The sequence below is a fragment of the Streptomyces sp. NBC_00536 genome (assembly GCF_036346295.1).
Classification (GTDB): Bacteria; Actinomycetota; Actinomycetes; order Streptomycetales; family Streptomycetaceae; genus Streptomyces.
Genome location: NZ_CP107819.1, coordinates 4793900 through 4808474, shown reverse-complemented (window position 1 = coordinate 4808474; position 14575 = coordinate 4793900). Strand labels below are relative to the sequence as shown.

The window sequence follows — 14575 nt, the reverse complement described above, 5'->3', positions numbered from 1 at the left end:
ATGACCAACCAGGTGAGCGGTACGGCGGGTGGCGAGCGGGGCGGCGGGCCGGGTGGCGGGCCGGATGGCGGGCTGAGGCGCAGCCTCGGGGTGGGCGACGCGGTCGTCGTCGGGCTCGGCGCGATGGTCGGCGCGGGCATCTTCGCCGCGCTGGCCCCCGCGGCCCGGGCGGCGGGCGGCGCCCTGCTCGCCGCGCTCGCCGTGGCCGGGGTGGTGGCGTACTGCAACGCGTGGTCCACGGCCCGGCTGGCCGCCCGCCATCCGTCGTCCGGAGGGACGTACGTGTACGGGCGCGAGTGCCTCGGGCCGTTCTGGGGATACCTGGCGGGCTGGGGCTTCGTCATCGGCAAGACCGCCTCGTGCGCGGCGATGGCGCTGACGGTGGGCGCGTACCTGTGGCCCGGGCGGGAACACGTGGTGGCCGTCGTCGCGGTGGTGGCGCTGACCGCCGCGGGGTACGGGGGCGTGCAGAAGTCGGCCCGGATCGCCCGGGTGATCGTGGCGGCCGTACTGGCCGTGCTCGCCGGGGTCGTGACGGTCTGCCTGACCTCCGAAGCCTCCGGGGGCGGTACCTCGTGGGGCGGCGGGTCGCGGGGCCTGCGGGGGCTGCTGGAGGCGGCGGGGCTGCTGTTCTTCGCCTTCGCCGGGTACGCGCGGATCGCCACGCTGGGCGAGGAGGTCCGGGATCCGGAGCGGACCATCCCGCGCGCCGTCCCGCTGGCGCTCGGCATCGCGCTGGCCGTCTACGCGGCGGTGACGGTGGCCGTGCTGTCGGTGCTGGGGGCGGACGGGCTGGCCGGGTCCACGGCCCCGCTGTCCGACGCGGTCCGGGCGGCGGGGTGGGCCGGGCTGACCCCGGTCGTGCGGGCCGGGGCGGTACTGGCGGCCCTGGGCTCGCTGCTGGCCCTGGTTCTGGGGGTGTCGCGGACCACCCTGGCGATGGCCCGGGACGGCCATCTGCCGCGCGCGCTGGCGTCCGTACACCCGCGCCGTGGGGTGCCGCACCGGGCGGAGCTGGCGGTGGGGGCGGTGGTCGCGGTGCTGGCCGCGACCGTGGACCTGCGGGGGGCGATCGGGTTCTCGTCCTTCGGGGTGCTGGTGTACTACGCGATCGCCAACGCCGCGGCGTGGACGCTCGGCGGGGGCTCCGGGGCGGGGCGCGGGGCGGGGACCGGGGGGTTCCGCGGGCGACTGGTCGCGGCGGTGGGGCTGGCCGGGTGCGTGGTGCTGGCGTGCGCGCTGCCGCTCGCGTCGGCGCTGGCGGGCGCGGGGGTGCTGGCGCTGGGCGCGCTGCTGTACGGCGTACGGCACGCGGTACGCCGCCGGCCCGGGCCCCGTGCGGGGTCCGGGCCGGCGGCGTAGCGGCTGAGCAGCGGGAGGGGCTGGGGGCGTCAGACGCCCGCGTTCTCCCGGCCCTTGGCGGGGGCGCCCTTGTCGCCCTTATCGCCCTTCTCGCCCTTGTCCGCGTTATCGGAGTCGTAGCCGATGAAGAACGTGGGGCGGCGCTGCACGGCGGTGTAGATGCGCCCGATGTACTCGCCGAGCAGTCCGACGCATATCAACTGCACGCCGCCGAGGAAGAGCATCGCCACGAAGAGCGAGGTCCAGCCCGGGACGGTGTGCCCGATGAGCCAGATGACGAAGGTCACGGCCATCAGCACGAAGCAGGAGAAGAAGCTGAACACGCCGAGCCAGGTCGCCAGGCGCAGCGGGGCGGCGGAGAAGTTGGTGATGCTGTCGACCGCGAGCCGGATCATCTTGCTCAGCGGGTACTTGGTCTCGCCCGCCACCCGCTCGTCGCGGTGGTAGGTGACCTGGCCGCTGGGGAAGCCGAGCCACGGCACGAGCAGGCGGTACACCTGGTGCTGGTCCGGGAGGGACTTGAGCGCCTCGACGGCCTCGCGGCTGAGCAGGCGGAAGTCACCGGCCTGCGAGGGCACCTGCTTGCCGACGATGCGGCGCATCAGCCAGTAGTAGAGGCCCGCGGTGCGGCGCTTGAAGCCGGTGTCGGTGCTGCGGTCGGTGCGGACGCCGTAGACGATGTCGAGGCCTTCGGCGACGGCCAGGTCGAGCATCTCCGGGATCTTCTCCGGCGGGTCCTGGAGGTCGGCGTCGATGCTCGCGACGTACGCGCCCTTGGAGCTGTGCAGACCGGCGGTCAGGGCGGCCTGGTGACCGGAGTTGCCGCGCAGCTTGACGATGCGCAGCTCGGGCCAGGTCTGCCGGAACTCCTCCAGCAGCTCGGCGGTCCGGTCGGCGCTGCCGTCGTCGACGGCGATGACCTCATAGCTGACACCGGTACCGTCGAGCGCGGGCCGCAGGCGTTCCACCAGCGCGGGGAGGGCTTCCTCCTCGTTGTACATGGGAACAACGACCGACAGAGTTGTCGTGGAGGACGCTGCCGACATTGGTTTTCCTGCCCGTGGTTTCGACCTGAAGATGCTTGGGTATCAGGAACGAATCATAGTACAAGGGACCCTCTCGCTTTGCCCTGCCCTGCGCCCGGTGAGCGGCTCGCGGACGGCCTCGCGGACCGCCTCACGAGCGGCCTCAGCGTGAGGCGAAGGGGGCGTCGGTCGGGACGATCTCGCGGCCCAGGGGGAGCAGGGCCAGCGGGACCATCTTGAAGTTCGCGATGCCGAACGGGATGCCGATGATCGTGACGCACAGCGCGAGGCCGGTGACGATGTGGCCCAGGGCCAGCCACCAGCCCGCGAGGACCAGCCACAGGACGTTGCCAACGCAGGAGGGCGCGCCCGCGTCGCGGCGCTCGACGGTGGTGTAGCCGAAGGGCCACAGGGCATAGACGGCGATCCGGAACGCCGCTATGCCGAAGGGGATGCCGATGATCGTGATGCAGAGGAGCAGGCCCGCCAGGGCGTAGCCCATGCAGAGCCAGAAGCCGCTCAGCACGAGCCAGATGATGTTCAGGATGGTTTTCACTGCTGACGGCCTGCCATCTGTTCGAGCCGGGCGATCCGCTCGGCCATCGGGGGGTGGGTCGAGAACATTCTGGACATCCCCTCGCCCGGACGGAAGGGGTTCGCGATCATCATGTGGCTCGCGGTCTCCAGCCGGGGCTCGGGGGGCAGCGGGAGCTGCTTGGTGCCCGCGTCGAGTTTGCGCAGGGCGCTCGCGAGGGCCAGCGGATCGCCGGTGAGCTGGGCTCCGGAGGCGTCCGCCTCGTACTCGCGGGAGCGGCTGATGGCCAGCTGGATCACGGACGCGGCGACCGGGCCGAGGATCATGATCAGCAGCATGCCGAAGAGGCCCGGGCCCTCGTTGTCGTTGGACCGGCCGACCGGGATCAGCCAGGCGAAGTTCACCAGGAACATGATCACGGAGGCGAGGGCTCCGGCGACCGAGGAGATCAGGATGTCCCGGTTGTAGACGTGGCTCAGCTCGTGGCCGATGACCCCGCGCAGCTCGCGTTCGTCGAGGATGCGCAGGATGCCCTCGGTGCAGCACACGGCGGCGTTGCGCGGGTTGCGGCCGGTGGCGAAGGCGTTGGGGGCCTCGGTCGGGGAGATGTAGAGGCGCGGCATCGGCTGGCGCGCGGAGGTCGAGAGCTCCCGCACCATCCGGTACAGCTCGGGGGCTTCGAACTCGCTGACCGGGCGGGCGCGCATCGCGCGTAGAGCCAGCTTGTCGCTGTTCCAGTACGCGTAGGCATTGGTCCCGAGGGCGACGAGGACGGCCACGACGAGACCGGTCCTGCCGAAGAAACTGCCGATGACGATGATGAGTGCCGACAGCCCGCCGAGGAGTACGGCGGTCTTCAGCCCGTTGTGCCGGCGGTGCACGGTACGCCCTCCAAGTGGTGCGGCAGGGGGACCCCGTCCAGGATCTGTGGATCGGTGGATCTGGCGGATCGGGTGATCTGTGGATCGGCGGATCCTCGGATCGGAGGGTCTTGTCGTCCAGTGGACCCTCGCTTCCTGGTCAACGCCAGGCGGGCACGCCGGGTTCCCGCCGCCGTCCCCGCCGCCGTCCCGGGGCGGCGGCGGGTGGCCGCCGGGCCGGGGCCGGGACGGGGTGAGGGGCGGGGTGAGGGGCGGGCGTTACTCCGTACGGGTTACTGCGGGAACAGGGCGGTGGATGCGAAACGTAGTACCAGCTGAGGGGCGCCCGACAACACAACAGCGATGACAGCGGTGAGGGCGATGGCCGCCACGACGGGCAGCGGGGCCTTGGGGCGGGATGCCGCCGGGGTCGCCGCGGCGTCCGCGACCCGGTCCCCGGTTCCGTCCGCGGCCGGGGTGCGGAAGAGCAGCGCCGTCCACTGGAGGTAGTAGTAGAGCGCCACGACGACGTTCACCGCCATGACGGCCGCGAGCCAGCCCAGCCCGGCGTCCACGGCGGAGCGGAAGACGGTGACCTTGGCGAAGAGGCCGATGATGCCCGGGGGCAGGCCCGCCAGGCAGAGCAGGAAGAAGGCCAGCGAGAGGGCCGCGAAGGGCCGCGTCGCGTAGAGGCCCCGGTAGTCGCTGATCCGGCCCAGCGGGTGCGTACGGGCCACCAGGGCGGCGACGGAGAAGGCGCCCAGGTTCACCGCGGCGTACATGAGGGCGTAGGCGACGGTGGAGCCGATCTGCTCCCGGCCGGCGTAGGCGGCCGCCGCGATCGGGACCAGCAGGTAGCCGGCCTGGCCGACGGAGGACCAGGCCAGGAGGCGGACGGCGCCGTGGGCGCGGTCCTTGGCCTGGCGCAGCGCGGCGGCGTTGCCCAGGGTCATGGTGAGCGCGGCCAGCACCGCCAGGGCCGGGCCCCAGATGTCGGAGAACGACGGGAAGGCGATCACGGTGACGAGGATGAGGCCGGTGAAGCCGACCGCCTTGCCGATGACGGAGAGGTAGGCGGCGATGGGCAGCGGGGCGCCGACGTAGGTGTCGGGGACCCAGAAGTGGAAGGGGACGGCGGCCGTCTTGAAGGCGAAGCCGACGAGGGTGAGCGCGACACCCGCCATGGCCAGGGTGTCGAGCTGACCGGGGACGTGCCGCAGGCCTTCGGCGACCCGGGTGAGGTGCAGGCTGCCCGTGGCGGCGTAGACGAAGCTGACGCCGAGCAGGGAGACGGCGGTGGCCGTCACCGAGGACAGGAAGAACTTGAGGGCGGCCTCGGAGGAGAGCCGGTCGCCCCGGCGCAGGCCGACCAGCGCGAAGGCGGGCAGCGAGGCGACCTCCAGGGCGACGATCAGCGTCGCGAGGTCGCGGGCGGCGGGCAGCAGGGCGGCGCCCGCGGCGGAGGACAGGAGCAGGAACCAGAACTCGCCCGCGGGCAGCCTGCTCTCCTCGACGGTGGTGACCGACAGCAGGGCGGTGACCAGCGCGCCGCCGAGCACCAGGAACTGCACGACCAGCGCGAAGTGGTCGGCGGTGTAGCTGCAGGCGCCCGCGTCGCCGGTGAGGCAGAAGGTGGCGCGGTCCCCCGCGCGCAGCGGCAGCAGGGAGAGGGTGGCGACGGCCAGGCCCGCGACGGCGGTCCAGCCGAGGAGGGTCTTCTTCCGCTCGGGCACGAAGAGGTCGGCGACCAGGATGACCAGGCCGACGGCGGCCGCGATGACCACGGGTGCGATGGCGAGCCAGTCGACGGACTGGACCAGGCTGGCCGCGCCCGGCTGCGGGGCGGCGGCCGCCGCGGTGGCGGCCGTGGCGGCGGTCGCGGTGGCCGCGTACAGGGCCGTCATGAGTTGCCTCCTGCGAGGAGCTTCTGGACGGCCGGGTCGGTGAGGCCGAGGAGGACCGCGGGCCACAGGCCGGCGAGGACGGTGAGGGCGGCGAGCGGGGTCCAGGCCGCGAACTCGTAGCGCTGGATGTCGGCGACGGCGAGCGGGGCCTGGTCCGCGGGGCGGGCCTGTGGGTCGCCCATGCAGATGCGCCGTACGACGACCAGCATGTAGGCGGCGGTGAGCAGCGTGCCGAAGGCGCCGATCGCCATGAAGGTGAGGAAGGCGGGCCGGGACAGGCCCGCGGCCGGGTCGAAGGCCCCGAAGAGGGTCAGCATCTCGCCCCAGAAGCCCGCGAGTCCGGGCAGCCCGAGGGAGGCCACGGCGGCGAAGGCGAGGAGCGCGCCGAAGCGGGGGGCACGGCCGTAGAGGGCCGCGCCGGTGGCTCCGGCGAGGGTGTCGAGGTCGCTGGTGCCGTAGCGGTCCTTGAGCGCGCCGACGAGGAAGAAGAGGAGGCCGGTGATCAGGCCGTGGGCGATGTTGGCGAAGAGCGCGCCGTTGACTCCGGTCGGGGTCATCGTCGCGATGCCGAGGAGCACGAAGCCCATGTGGCCGACGGAGGAGTAGGCGATCAGGCGCTTGAGGTCGCCCTGGGCGCCCTTGCGGGCCAGCGCGAGGCAGGCGAGGGATCCGTAGACGATCCCGACGACGGCGAAGGCGGCCAGGTAGGGCGCGAAGGTGTGCATGCCGTCGGGGGCGACGGGCAGCAGGATGCGGACGAACCCGTAGGTGCCCATCTTCAGCATGACGCCGGCCAGCAGCACGGAGCCGACGGTCGGGGCGGCCGTGTGGGCGTCCGGGAGCCAGCTGTGCAGCGGCCACATCGGGGTCTTCACGGCGAGGCCGAGCCCGATGGTGAGGACGGCGAGCAACTGGGTGGTGTGGGACAGTCCGCGGCCGTTGTCAGTGGCCAGTGCCACCATGTCGAAGGTGCCGCTGTCGAGCCCGATCAGCAGCAGCCCGAGGAGCATGACCACGGAACCGAGCAGCGTGTAGAGGATGAACTTCCAGGCGGCGGCCTGCCGCTGGGCACCGCCCCAGCGGGCGATGAGGAAGTACATCGGGATGAGGACCATCTCGAAGGCTAGGAAGAACAGCAGCAGGTCGAGGACGGCGAAGGTGGCGAGGGTGCCGGACTCCAGGACGAGCAGGAGGGCGACGAAGGCCTTCGGGGAGGGGCCCGCGGGGAGCTTGAAGTAGCTGTAGAGCGCGCAGAGGAAGAACAGCAGCGCGGTCATCAGGACGAGGGGGAGCGAGATGCCGTCGATGCCGAGGTGGATCCGGACGTTCAGCGCCTGGATCCAGCTGATGTCCGTCGTCGCCTGGAAGCGGGACGGGGCGTCGTGGTCGAAGCCCAGGGTGAGGGCGATCGCCGCGGCGAGGAGGACGCCGGTCACGGTCACGCCGTGGCGCAGCACGGCCTGTTCGGGGCTGCGGCCCTTCAGCCCGGGCGGGGCCGGGAGTAGGGCCGCCACGGCGCCGAGGAGCGGTCCGGCCACGATGAACGCCAGAAGGAACTGCATCACGGATGCGCTGATATCAATCACGGCTGACTCACGGCTCACGATCCGGCGTTGACGTTGGCGAGGACGGCGGTGGCGAGCGCCAGGACCACGGCGCCGGCGAGCAGGGCGCTCAGGTAGCTCTGCACGTTGCCGGTCTGGGCGCGGCGTACGAGGGTGCCGAGCAGCCGGGGGGCGCCGCCCGCGCCCCGGACGTAGGTGTCGACGACCTCGCGGTCCAGGAAGCGGACGAGGCTCGCGGCGCCCCGGACGGGGCGGACGAAGAGCACCTCGTAGACGGCGTCCAGGTGGAATCCGGCGGCCGCGTGACGGTGCAGGGGGCCGAGCAGCGCCTTGCCGGGGTCGGCGGCGGGACCGGCGGGGACGACGGGGTGGTCGTGGGTGACCTCGGCGACCTCGGGGGCCTCGGCGGCCGACTCCGCGGCGGCGGCAGCGGCGGGTACGCCCGCCCCGGCCAGGCCGGCGGCGGCCCTCGCGGTGGCGCGCTGCCACAGGCCGTAGGTGAGCAGGGCGCCGATGGCGGCCGCGCCGGTGCCGAGGATGGAGGTCGCCAGCGTCGGGGCGAGTTCCCCGCCGTCGAACCAGTCGGCGATCGGTCCGGCGGCGAGGCCGAAGCCGACCGACGGGACCGCCAGCAGCCACAGCACGCCGGTCATGGCGAACGGTTCCCGGCCGTGGTCGGGGGCGGCGGCGCCGCGGCCGCGGAAGGCCATCAGCCACAGGCGGGTGGCGTAGGCGGCGGTGAGCAGGGCGGTCAGCACACCGGCGATCAGCACGAGCCAGCCGGCGGCGCCGGGCGCCGACTCCGCGTGGCCGCGGGCGGCGCGTTCGGCGGCGACCAGCACCGTCTCCTTGGAGAAGAACCCGGCGAAGGGCGGGACGGCGGCGAGCGCGAGGAGCGCGATCGTCATCGTCCAGAAGGCGTCCGGGATGCGCTTGGCCAGGCCGTCCATCCCGGCCATCGCGGCCAGGGAGTTCGTACCGGCGGCGTGGATGATCACGCCCGCGCCGAGGAACAGCAGCGCCTTGAAGGCGCCGTGCGAGAGGAGGTGGAAGACGGCGGCCCCGCGGTCGCCGACGGCCAGGGCTCCGGTCATGTAGCCGAGCTGGCCGATCGTGGAGTAGGCCAGCACCCGCTTGATGTCGTCCTGCGCGAGGGCGGCCAGCGCGGAGCCGACCATCGTCAGGGCCGCCATCACGGCCATGACCACCAGCGCGGCCCGGGAGGCCGTGAAGACGGGCAGGAGGCGCGCGATGAAGTAGATGCCGGCGGCGACCATCGTCGCGGCGTGGATCAGCGCGGAGACGGGGGTGGGACCCGCCATCGCGTCGGGCAGCCACGTGTGCAGCGGGAACTGCGCGGACTTGCCCGCGACTCCGGCGAGCAGGAGCAGCGCGATCAGGGTCGGGTGGTCGAGTCCGCCCGCCGCGACGGCCCCGAGGATCTTGGTGATCCGGAAGGAGCCGGCGTCGGCGGCGAGCGCGAACAGGCCGATCAGGAAGGGCACGTCACCCAGCTTGGTGACGAGGAAGGCCTTGAGGGACGCGGCCCGGGCGGCCTCGGTCTCCCAGTAGTGGCCGACCAGGAAGTACGAGCAGATGCCCATGACCTCCCAGCCCACCAGCAGCACCATCAGGTCGCCGGAGTAGACGACGAGCAGCATCGCGGAGGTGAACAGCGAGACCAGGGCCGCGTAGGACGCGTAGCGCGGGTCCGTGCGCAGGTAGGCGGTGGAGAAGAGCTGGACGCAGGTGGCGACGACGCCGACGAGGACGGCCGTCAGGACGGCGAAGCCGTCCAGGTGGAGCGCCAGGTCGATCGGCACGGAGCCGGTCGGGGTCAGTTCCGTCGAGGCGTCGATGGCCTGCCCGCCGCCGTGCCGCACGGCGACGAGGACGGCCAGTACGGCGGCGGCCAGCGTCGGCAGGACGGCGAGCGGGCGGACGAATCCGGGGGCCTTGCGGCCGAAGAGCAGTCCGGCCAGCGCGCCCAGGAAGGGCAGCAGCGGGACGAGGACGGCGAGGGTCGTGGTGCTCACGCGGTGACCTCGCTCGGGTTGCTCGGGTTGTTCGGGGTGCGGGGGGTGTCCGCGGGCTCCGCGGTGTCGCGGAGCTTGTCGACGTCCGCCGTGCCGCGGTTGCGGTAGACCATCAGCACGATGGCCAGGCCGATGCCGATCTCGGCGGCCGCGACGGCGATGGTGAAGAGGGTGAGGGCCTGCCCGGCGTGCAGGGTGTCGCGCAGCCAGACGTCGAAGGCCACCAGGTTGAGGTTGACCGCGTTGAGCATCAGCTCGACGGACATCAGGACCAGGATGGCGTTGCGGCGGGCCAGTACTCCGTACAGGCCCGTGCAGAAGAGGAGCGCCGCCAGTACGGCGGGATAGGCGAGGTGCATCAGCGCTGCCGCTCCTTGTCTTCGCTGCCGGTGCCGGCGGCCGGGTCGGAGGTGCGGGACGGGTCGGACTTGCGGGACAGCACGATCGCGCCGACCAGGGCCGCCAGCAGCAGCACCGACAGCGCTTCGAAGGGCAGCACCCAGTGCTGGAAGAGGAACTCGCCCGACACCTTGGTGGAGCCCTGGGCCGGACCGTCGAGGTCGATCCAGGTGGTGCGGAAGGCGTCGACGACCACCCACACGAGGGACGCGGCGGCGGCCACGGCGACCGCGAGCGCGACCCAGCGGTTGCCGGAGTCGGCGTCCGGGGAGCGCCCGATGGGGGCCTTGGTGAGCATCAGCCCGAAGAGCAGGAGGACGACCACGGAACCGACGTAGATCAGGACCTGGACCCAGGCGATGAACTCGGCGGTCAGCAGCAGGTACTCGATCGCGACCCCGCCGAGGGCGACGACCAGCCACAGGGCGGCGTGCACCAGCTGCTTCGTGGTGACCGTGATGAGGGCCGCGCCGAGGGTGGCGAGGCCGACCAGGACGAAGGCGATCTCGACGCCGGTCGGGGAGAGGAAACCGGGTCCGGCCGTGGTGGCGGTGGCGGCGGCCAGGGTGGCGGCGGGGCTCACGCGTCTGCCTCCGTGCTGTTCCCGGGGGCGGTCCCGGTGGCGGTCTCAGCGGCCGCTGCCGTGGCTGCCGCGGCAGCGGCTTCGGCCTTCTCGACGGCCTTGCGGGCGGCGGCGATCTCCTTGGGCTCCTCGGCGGCCGGGTCGAGCGCGGGCGGGGCCGGCACGGTCCACATCCACTCGCGCAGCTTGTCGCGCTCGTGGGTGAGTTCGAGGATGTCCGTTTCCGCGTACTCGAACTCCGGCGACCAGAACAGGGCGTCGAAGGGGCACACCTCGATGCAGATGCCGCAGTACATGCAGAGCGAGAAGTCGATCGCGAAGCGGTCGAGGACATTGCGGCTGCGCTCGCGCCCGCCGGGGGCGGCCGCGGGGACCGTCTCCTTGTGCGAGTCGATGTAGATGCACCAGTCGGGGCACTCGCGCGCGCACAGCATGCAGACGGTGCAGTTCTCCTCGAACAGTCCGATGACCCCGCGCGAGCGCGGCGGCAGTTCGGGCTGGGCGTCGGGGTACTGGGCCGTGTGCGCGCGCTTGACCATCGTGCGCAGCGTGACGGCGAGGCCCTTGGCGAGGCCGGAGCCGGGGACGGGAGGCATTACTGGATCGCCACCTTCACGATGCCGGTGAGCGCGATCTGGGCGAGCGCGAGCGGGATGAGTACGGTCCAGGCGAGCTTCTGGAGCTGGTCCTCGCGCAGCCGCGGGTAGGTCACGCGCAGCCAGATCACGACGAAGGCGAGGACGGCGACCTTGAGCAGGGTCCAGACCCAGCCGAGGCCGTCACCGCCGAAGGGGCCGTGCCAGCCGCCGAGGAAGAGGACGGTGGTCAGACCGCACAGGACGACGATGCCCGCGTACTCGGAGAGCAGGAACAGCGCGAAACGCAGTCCCGTGTACTCCGTGTACGCGCCGAAGATGATCTCGGAGTCGGCGACGGGCATGTCGAACGGCGGCCGCTGGAGTTCGGCGAGGCCGGCGGTGAAGAACACCACGGCGCCGACGATCTGCCAGGGCAGCCACCACCACTCGAAGGCCCCGACGATCCCCGTCAGGGACACCGTCCCGGCGGCCATCGCGACGGAGGCGGCGGCGAGCAGCATCGGCAGCTCGTAGGCGAGCAGCTGGGCGGCCGTCCGCAGACCGCCGAGCAGCGAGAACTTGTTGGCGGAGGCCCAGCCGGCCATGAGGCTGCCGAGTACGCCGATGCCCATGACGGCGAGCGCGAAGAAGATCCCCGCGTCGATGACCTGGCCGACCGCGCCGTGGCCCGGGCCGATGGGGATGACGAGGAGGACGAGGAGGTACGGGAGCAGCGCGACGGCGGGTGCGAGCTGGAAGATCCGCCGGTCGGCGTTGGCCGGGACGATGTCCTCCTTCTGCGCGAACTTCACGCCGTCGGCGACGAGCTGGGCCCAGCCGTGGAAGCCGCCCGCGTACATGGGGCCGAGGCGGCCCTGCATGTGCGCCATCACCTTGTGCTCGGCCTGGCCGACGACGAGGGGCAGGACGAGGAAGCAGACGAAGACGACGATGAGTCGCAGGGCGACGTCGAGGACGTCGTTCATGCGGGGCCTCCTGCGGAGGGCTCGGTGGGGGGCGCGTCCGGGGTCGGCTTCCCCGAGGAGGGCTCCGCCCGGGCGGGGTCCTGCTCCGCCGGGTCGCCTGCGGCGGGCTCGGTGGGGGCCTGGGCCGGGGTCGGCTTCCCCGGGGCGGGCTCCGCCCGGGCCGGGTCGCCTGCGGCGGGCCCGGCGGGGGTCGGGTCCGGGTTCGGCCCCGCCGACGTGGGTGCCGGGGTCGGCTCCGCCGGGGCAGGTGCCGAGGTCGGCTCCGCCGGGGCAGGTGCCGGGGTCGGCTCCGCCGGGGCAGGTGCCGAGGTCGGCTCCGCCGGGGTGGGCTCCGGCTCGGCCTTGGCCGGGGTCGGCCCCGCCGACGTGGGTGCCGAGGTCGGCTCCGCCGGGGCAGGTGCCGGGTTCGGCTCCGCCGGGGTGGGCTCCGGCTCGGCCTTGGCCGGGGTCGGCTCCGCCGACGTGGGTGCCGGGGTCGGCTCCGCCGGGGCGGGGTCGAAGGCGGGCTTCGGGGTGTGCCAGGGGGCATCCGGACTGCGCGGGGCCGTGCGGCGGGGCGCGGGGGTCTCCGTGCCCTCCGCGTCCGGGGTCGCCTGGCTCGCGGAGCCGTCCGCTACCGAGCGGCTACGGCGGGCCGGGCGCGCGGGGGCTCCGGGGGTGGTCGCGTCCGCGGGGGCGGCCTCGGAGGTCTCCGTACCCAGCGGGGTCGCGGGGCTCTCCGTACCCGCGGGCGCCTGGCTCGCGGAGCCGTCCGCTACGGAGCGGCTACGGCGGGCCGGGCGCGGCGGGGTTTCGGAGGCTTCGGGCAGCGCGTCCGTGGCCTCCGCGTCCGGGGTGGCCTGGCTCGCCGAGCCGGCCGATACCGAGCGGGCGCGGCGGGCCGGGGCACCCTCGCGGGTCGCACCCGCACCGGCACCGGCACCGGCACCCGCCGCGCGGGCGGTACCCGCGCCCGCGCCCGCCGCGCGGGGGGTGCGGGTCGGGCGGGTGGGGGCCGGGGGGAGTTGGCCCTTGAGGGGGCCCCATTCGTTCGGGTCGGGGACGCCCGGGGGAAGCATCTGGCGGCGCTTCGGGCCGTCCGGGTCCGCGCCCTCGCCCGGTTCCTTGGCCCCGGGCCACGCCTTGGCGACCCGCGCGGCCAGGACGAAGTCCTTGCGCAGCGGGTGGCCCTCGAAGTTCTCGGGGAGGAGCAGGGGGACCAGGTTCGGGTGGTCGGTGAAGGTCACGCCGAACATCTCGAAGGTCTCGCGTTCGTGCCACGCCGCCCCCGCGTACACCGCGATCGCGGAGGGGAGGGAGGGCGCCGCGTGCGGGACCGTGGTGCGCAGGAGGAGACGGCGTACCTGGTGGTGCTCCAGCGCCACGACGTGCGCGCAGATCCGGAAGCCGGTGCCCGGCTCGTCGACCGCGCTCAGCCAGTCGAAGTACGTGCAGCCCAGTTTGTCGCGCGCGATCTCCAGCGAGGAGATCCAGCTGCCGACGGGGACGTCGACCGTCAGGACGTTGTACGCGTACGAGCCGAGCGCCTCCTCGCCGAAGATCTGCGGGGCGCCGTCGGGAAGGGATTCGTAGAGGTTCATGCGCGGGTCCCGTCCACCGGGCCGGCCGGCGGCGGCGTGACCAGGCCGCTCGTCAGCTGCGCCACCGACGGCCCGTTCGCATACCGCTCCGCGAGCGATTCGCGGGCGATCTTCTCCTGGAGCTTGAGGATGCCCTGGAGGAGCGCCTCGGGGCGGGGCGGGCAGCCGGGTACGTAGACGTCGACCGGAATGATCTGGTCCACGCCCTTCGTCACCGAGTACGAGTCCCAGTACGGGCCGCCGCAGTTGGAGCAGGCGCCGAAGGAGATGACGTACTTCGGCTCCGGCATCTGCTCGTAGAGCCGCTTGACGGCCGGGGCCATCTTGTCCGTCACCGTGCCCGATACGATCATCAGGTCGGCCTGGCGCGGACCGGGCGCGAAGGGGATCACGCCCAGCCGGATGAAGTCGTGCCGCGCCATGGACGCGGCGATGAACTCGATCGCGCAGCAGGCCAGTCCGAAGTTGAAGACCCACAGGCTGTAGCGGCGGCCCCAGTTCAGGACCACCTTCATCGGCTCGGGGGCCAGGCGGGAGAGCACTCCCAGCCGCTTCGGCTCCGGCAGCGGCACGGGCTCACGGGTCCCGGCCGGTGTCACGTCCACCGGTGTCGGTGTCGGTGTCACGTCCATTCGAGGACGCCCTTCTTGTACGCGTAGAGCAGGCCGACGGCCAGGAAGCCCAGGAAGACGAACATCTCCACGAGCGTGGTGGCGCCGTAGCCCGCGGCGGCGAACACGGTCGCCCAGGGGAAGAGGAAGATCGAGTCGACGGCGAAGATGACGTAGAGGAACGCGTAGACGTAGTAGCGGACCTGGGTGTGCGCCCAGCCCTCGCCGACGGGGTCCACGCCGCACTCGTACGTCAGCAGCTTCTCCGGGGTCGGGACCGACGGACGCAGCAGCCGGCCCGCGCCGAAGGCGACGGCCACGAAGAGCACGCCCAGGGCGGCGAGCACGCCGACGACCGAATAACTCCGGAAATAGTCGGCTGCGAGCACGGTCACGGCCATCGGTACCGCGGGTTCGGGCACGTCCGCTCCTCGCTCCCGGTCAACTGTCGATGATCTGTTACGCACGGGAGTCTAGGGCCTGGCTTCTCAGGGTGGGGTTATCCCCCGTTCACTCCCCCCGGTCCCCCCATGGCACCGGCGGGCCGCGCT

General features: G+C 72.9%; 14 protein-coding genes. 1 reads left to right on the top strand and 13 read right to left on the bottom strand.

Annotated features, from left to right (window positions below; genetic code table 11):
- Window positions 1-1362, top strand: coding sequence for an APC family permease (locus OHS33_RS21245; protein ID WP_330335140.1), 1362 nt, complete (start codon window positions 1-3; stop codon window positions 1360-1362).
- 29 nt (window positions 1363-1391) lie between these two features.
- On the opposite strand, the gene OHS33_RS21240 is transcribed toward OHS33_RS21245, so the two are convergent.
- The 13 genes from OHS33_RS21240 to OHS33_RS21180 form a co-directional block, all read right to left on the bottom strand.
- On the bottom strand, window positions 1392-2363 hold the full coding sequence (locus OHS33_RS21240; protein WP_443065331.1) for a glycosyltransferase family 2 protein: 972 nt from the start codon (window positions 2361-2363) through the stop codon (window positions 1392-1394).
- 187 nt (window positions 2364-2550) lie between these two features.
- Window positions 2551-2943 carry a YccF domain-containing protein gene (locus tag OHS33_RS21235; protein WP_330331988.1) on the bottom strand — a complete coding sequence of 131 codons (393 nt, stop codon included), beginning with the start codon at window positions 2941-2943 and terminating at the stop codon, window positions 2551-2553.
- The gene (htpX, locus tag OHS33_RS21230) at window positions 2940-3803 is read right to left on the bottom strand and encodes a zinc metalloprotease HtpX (RefSeq protein WP_330331987.1); all 864 of its coding nucleotides are present in this window, start codon (window positions 3801-3803) and stop codon (window positions 2940-2942) included. Before htpX ends, OHS33_RS21235 begins: the two co-directional genes overlap by 4 nt.
- 272 nt (window positions 3804-4075) lie before the next feature.
- Window positions 4076-5686 carry an NADH-quinone oxidoreductase subunit N gene (locus OHS33_RS21225; RefSeq protein WP_330331986.1) on the bottom strand — a complete coding sequence of 537 codons (1611 nt, stop codon included), beginning with the start codon at window positions 5684-5686 and terminating at the stop codon, window positions 4076-4078.
- Window positions 5683-7248 carry a complex I subunit 4 family protein gene (locus OHS33_RS21220; protein ID WP_330335139.1) on the bottom strand — a complete coding sequence of 522 codons (1566 nt, stop codon included), beginning with the start codon at window positions 7246-7248 and terminating at the stop codon, window positions 5683-5685. Before OHS33_RS21220 ends, OHS33_RS21225 begins: the two co-directional genes overlap by 4 nt.
- Before the next feature lie 38 nt (window positions 7249-7286).
- Window positions 7287-9287: an NADH-quinone oxidoreductase subunit 5 family protein gene (locus tag OHS33_RS21215; protein ID WP_330331985.1), complete on the bottom strand. Its 2001-nt coding sequence runs from the start codon at window positions 9285-9287 to the stop codon at window positions 7287-7289.
- On the bottom strand, window positions 9284-9646 hold the full coding sequence (gene nuoK / locus OHS33_RS21210; RefSeq protein WP_330331984.1) for an NADH-quinone oxidoreductase subunit NuoK: 363 nt from the start codon (window positions 9644-9646) through the stop codon (window positions 9284-9286). Before nuoK ends, OHS33_RS21215 begins: the two co-directional genes overlap by 4 nt.
- Entirely contained in the window at window positions 9646-10269 is a 624-nt protein-coding gene (locus tag OHS33_RS21205) for an NADH-quinone oxidoreductase subunit J family protein (RefSeq protein WP_330331983.1), read from the bottom strand. The genes nuoK and OHS33_RS21205 overlap by 1 nt, the downstream gene beginning before the upstream one ends.
- A complete protein-coding gene (locus tag OHS33_RS21200) occupies window positions 10266-10865 on the bottom strand; it encodes a NuoI/complex I 23 kDa subunit family protein (protein ID WP_330331982.1) in 600 nt (199 codons plus the stop codon). The genes OHS33_RS21205 and OHS33_RS21200 overlap by 4 nt, the downstream gene beginning before the upstream one ends.
- Window positions 10865-11833: a complex I subunit 1/NuoH family protein gene (locus OHS33_RS21195; protein ID WP_330331981.1), complete on the bottom strand. Its 969-nt coding sequence runs from the start codon at window positions 11831-11833 to the stop codon at window positions 10865-10867. The genes OHS33_RS21200 and OHS33_RS21195 overlap by 1 nt, the downstream gene beginning before the upstream one ends.
- Window positions 11830-13413 carry an NADH-quinone oxidoreductase subunit C gene (locus tag OHS33_RS21190; protein ID WP_330331980.1) on the bottom strand — a complete coding sequence of 528 codons (1584 nt, stop codon included), beginning with the start codon at window positions 13411-13413 and terminating at the stop codon, window positions 11830-11832. Before OHS33_RS21190 ends, OHS33_RS21195 begins: the two co-directional genes overlap by 4 nt.
- A complete protein-coding gene (locus OHS33_RS21185; RefSeq protein ID WP_443065330.1) occupies window positions 13410-14045 on the bottom strand; it encodes an NADH-quinone oxidoreductase subunit B in 636 nt (211 codons plus the stop codon). The genes OHS33_RS21190 and OHS33_RS21185 overlap by 4 nt, the downstream gene beginning before the upstream one ends.
- On the bottom strand, window positions 14036-14425 hold the full coding sequence (locus tag OHS33_RS21180) for an NADH-quinone oxidoreductase subunit A (protein WP_330335138.1): 390 nt from the start codon (window positions 14423-14425) through the stop codon (window positions 14036-14038). Before OHS33_RS21180 ends, OHS33_RS21185 begins: the two co-directional genes overlap by 10 nt.
- Window positions 14426-14575 lie beyond the last annotated feature (150 nt).